This is a genomic window from uncultured Amaricoccus sp. (assembly GCF_937891315.1).
Taxonomy (GTDB): Bacteria; Pseudomonadota; Alphaproteobacteria; order Rhodobacterales; family Rhodobacteraceae; genus Amaricoccus.
Genome location: NZ_CALAGI010000157.1, coordinates 1 through 3,723 on the forward strand (window position 1 = coordinate 1; position 3,723 = coordinate 3,723).

The 3,723-nt window shown below is 61.2% G+C and carries 4 protein-coding genes and 1 pseudogene; 3 read left to right on the top strand and 2 right to left on the bottom strand.

Annotated features, from left to right (window positions below):
- Together Q0480_RS15805 and Q0480_RS15810 are read right to left on the bottom strand one after the other, a co-directional pair.
- The coding region (locus Q0480_RS15805; protein ID WP_299134353.1) for a hypothetical protein at window positions 1-192 on the bottom strand (192 nt) is incomplete at its 3' end.
- Between the two features lie 71 nt (window positions 193-263).
- A complete protein-coding gene (locus tag Q0480_RS15810) occupies window positions 264-893 on the bottom strand; it encodes a hypothetical protein (RefSeq protein WP_299134354.1) in 630 nt (209 codons plus the stop codon).
- Between the two features lie 118 nt (window positions 894-1,011).
- On the opposite strand from Q0480_RS15810, the gene Q0480_RS15815 reads away from it, so the two are divergent.
- The 3 genes and pseudogenes from Q0480_RS15815 to Q0480_RS15825 all read left to right on the top strand — a co-directional run.
- Window positions 1,012-2,577, top strand: a complete 1,566-nt coding sequence (locus Q0480_RS15815) for a recombinase family protein (protein ID WP_299134356.1) — start codon at window positions 1,012-1,014, stop codon at window positions 2,575-2,577.
- Between the two features lie 29 nt (window positions 2,578-2,606).
- Window positions 2,607-3,482 (top strand): plasmid partitioning protein RepB C-terminal domain-containing protein, encoded by an 876-nt coding sequence (locus Q0480_RS15820; RefSeq protein ID WP_299134358.1) that lies wholly within the window; start codon window positions 2,607-2,609, stop codon window positions 3,480-3,482.
- Window positions 3,475-3,723: pseudogene (locus Q0480_RS15825) on the top strand (RepB plasmid partition); the annotation flags it as partial. The gene Q0480_RS15820 and the pseudogene Q0480_RS15825, both read left to right, overlap by 8 nt.

Sequence of the window (3,723 nt, forward strand, 5' to 3'; positions counted from 1 at the left end):
GGGATCACCCAACGGATGGTTGTGGATCATCCCACGGTGTTCATTATCATTTTGATATTCAATGATTTTTTTGAATAACCCCCGAAGGTGGTGCCGGGGTTTGGGATCTGCACTTAGTGCGCTATCGTGATCGTCACGGGCGATCATCAGCGCGCTCAGCGAGTTCATGTCACGCACGGCACCGAACTTCATCCTTTCCGCCTCACAATTCAAGCCCACCGATTCGGCGGAGCCCTCGGGGCATCCACGAGCTGGCAATCCGGCTATCCAGTCGTCTTGCGATACCGCCCTTTCCTCGGTGATCCAACATAGCATATGAGATCTGCCGCCTTGAGCGCGGCGATGTCCCGTCGCGCGGTTTTCAGACTGACGTCCCAAACAGCCGCGATCTCCCTGGCGTCGCATCGACCCTCGACGACTCGGCTCAGAAACCAGCGTTGTCGCTCATTGATCTCTGCCCGATCAGGGACATTTATAGGGTCACGTTCAGGGACACGTTCAGGGTCATATTCTCGCGCACCCGTTGCTGAACGTCCGCCAGCGGCTTCGCCGGCCGCATAGGCTTCACGGGCTCTGGCGAGCGATATGCGATCCACCGGGCCGGTCAACGGGATCGCCGCCGGGCCTTCGAGCAGGCCGAGAACGAAGGCTCTGATGACGGGCGACGAAACTACCAGGCGCAGGAAATACACCGTATCCGGCCCGTGCTGCGCTGAGAGCCAATGCTTCACGGTCCTCTCGCTCGCATCCGTCTGACGCATGAGCTGCTTGATCGCACGGCGGCTGTCTCCATGCTCTTTGCGCAGCAGCTCGGCGATGGTCTGCGCGTAGGTGTCGCGTCCGCCAAGAACGCCTGTCCATAGGGGAAATTTCCTGCCCGTTTTCGGCAACATCTTCCGTTTTCTCCGCAGCTAGACTGGTTTCCGTGCGGAGTGGCGGCAGAGCCCCGTCATGCGCTGCGGCGGTAGGTCGCCCGGACCGCCGCAGGCAATTTCGGGAGGGCGTAATGTGATGGGCCAGCGACTTTACGATGAACGGTCAGGGCAGCCTGAACGTCCTCTTCGGGCTGCCGAATACGTCCGCATGTCCACGGACCATCAAAAATATTCGACTGAAAACCAGTCCGACGCGATCAAGCAGTATGCCGAAGCACGCGGAATAGAGATCGTCAGAACTTATGTCGACGCCGGGAAGAGCGGCCTCAACATAGAAGGCCGTGACGCGCTCAGGCAGCTGATCGAGGACGTGCAGTTCGGGGGCGTCGATTTCACCTTGGTTCTCGTCTATGACGTCAGCCGCTGGGGGCGTTTTCAGGATGCCGACGAGAGCGCCTATTACGAGTATATCTGCCGACGCGCCGGCATCGCCGTCGAGTATTGCGCGGAGCAATTCGACAACGACGGCAGCCCGATCTCGACCATCGTCAAAGGGGTCAAGCGTGCGATGGCCGGTGAATATAGCCGCGAGCTATCGACCAAGGTGTTCGCGGGCCAGGGGCGGCTGATCGAGAAGGGCTACCGTCAGGGCGGACCTGCCGGCTTCGGTCTCCGCCGAACCCTGATCGACGAGCATGGCGTCATCAAAGGGGTTCTGGGCCGTGGGGAGCACAAGAGCATCCAGACCGATCGGGTGATCCTGACGCTTGGCCCGGCGGAAGAAGTCGATCTGGTGCGCGGCATCTACCAAGCCTTCGTCCATCAGGGATACAGCGAGCGGGAGATCGCTGCCGATCTCAACCAACGGGGCCTACCGACCGATCTTGGACGACCCTGGACCAGGGGAACGGTCCACCAGATTCTGATCAATGAGAAGTATGTCGGCGACAACGTGTGGAATCGCCGCTCCTTCAAGCTGAAGAAAAAGCGCGTCCAAAACGACCCCGAGATGTGGATCAGGTCGCAGGACGCCTTCGCGGCCGTCGTCGAACGCGAACTGTTCGAGGCGGCAAGGACCATCATCAGTGCGCGCTCCTTCCGCCTGAGCGACGAGGAGATGCTGCAATCTCTGAGGAGGCTCTACCAACAGAAGGGTTTGCTATCCGGTATCGTCATCGACGAATGCGAGGGGATGCCATCCAGCAGCGCCTACAGTTCCCGCTTTGGCAGCCTGCTTCGCGCCTACAGGCTCGTGGGTTTCACACCGGATCGCGATTACCGCTACGTCGAAATCAACCGCGAGCTGCGGAAGCTCCATCCCGAAATATTCCGCGAGGTGCTCGACGGATTCCGGGCTGCGGGCAGCGACGCCTGGCAAGATCTCCAGACCGACCGAGTGATCGTCAACGGCGAGTTCAGCCTCTCTGTGGTGGTGGCCCGGTGCGTCGAGACGCCGACCGGGCTGCTGCGGTGGCATCTGCGCTTCGACACCTCGCTCGCGCCCGACATCACGATCGTCGTGCGAATGGACAGCGCCAATCGCGCGCCGTTCGACTACTACCTGTTCCCGCGCATCGACATGCTCTCCGAGAAGCTGCGGTTGGGAGAGGATAATGCGCTCGGGCTCGACGCCTATCGGTTCGACGGCCTCGACCTTCTCTACGACATCGCCACGCCCATTCCTCTTGGGGAGGCCGCCTGATGCCTGCTGTTCGACCGAACAGGATCGAAATGATCCCCATCTCCCGGATCACGGTTCTGAACCCACGCGCGCGCAACAAGCGCCAGCATCGGGAGATCGTGAACAACATTGAGGCCATCGGCCTGAAGCGTCCGATCACGGTGAGCCGCCGTGATGGCGCCGGGGGGCCGAGATACGATCTCGTCTGTGGCGAAGGCCGGCTGGAAGCCTTCCAGATGCTGGGCCAGACCGAGATTCCGGCTGTGGTGATCGAGGCCAGCGAGAGCGAGTGCCTCGTGATGAGTCTGGTCGAAAATATCGCGCGGCGCACCCCACGCCCCATCGACCTCATGAAGGAGATCGGCGCGCTGCGGTCTCGGGGCTTCAACGATACGGCCATCGCCGAGAAGATCGGCGTCGGGGCGTCCTGGGTGAACATGATCGCCTCGCTACTCGAGCGTGGCGAGGAACGGCTAGTGTCCGCCGTCGAAACGGGGCTCATTCCGATCACCCTGGCGATGGAGATTTCCAAGGCCGAGACGGAAGAGGCGCAGAATCTGCTCCTTGACGCCTATGAGACCGGCAAGCTCAGGGGCAAGAAGCTGGCCGCCGTGCGCCGCCTGCTCGACATGCGGATGCGAAGTCAACGCAAGGGCGGCTTACCTGCCGGGCGCCTGGGTCGGAAAGGCACTAACTCCCGCCGGATGACGGCCGCCGATCTGATGCAGGTCTATCAGCGCGAGGCCGAAAAGCAGCGCCTGCTCGTCAAGAAGTCGGATTTCACTCAGACCCGACTGTTGTTCGTCGTCGAGGCGCTGAAGGATCTGCTGGCCAACGACGGGTTCATCAATCTGCTGAGAGCGGAAGGGTTGGCGACCATGCCTCGGGCGCTCGAAGCTCGCGTGGCTGGAGGCGACCATGCGTAACGAACCGAAGGGCCAGGACGATGGGCGTATCCATCTCGCCTTCGACCGCGATTTCCTGACGATTCCCGTCGCGGCAATCGTTCCACTCAAGGTGCTACCCGATGGCGCCAGGGCTAGCCGATCCTATTCACAGGTTCTGAGCTCCATCAAAGCGATCGGTCTGATTGAAGCGCCGGTCGTCATGGCGGACACAAAGCATGCCGGAACCTGGTTCCTCCTCGATGGTCATCTTCGGCTCGAG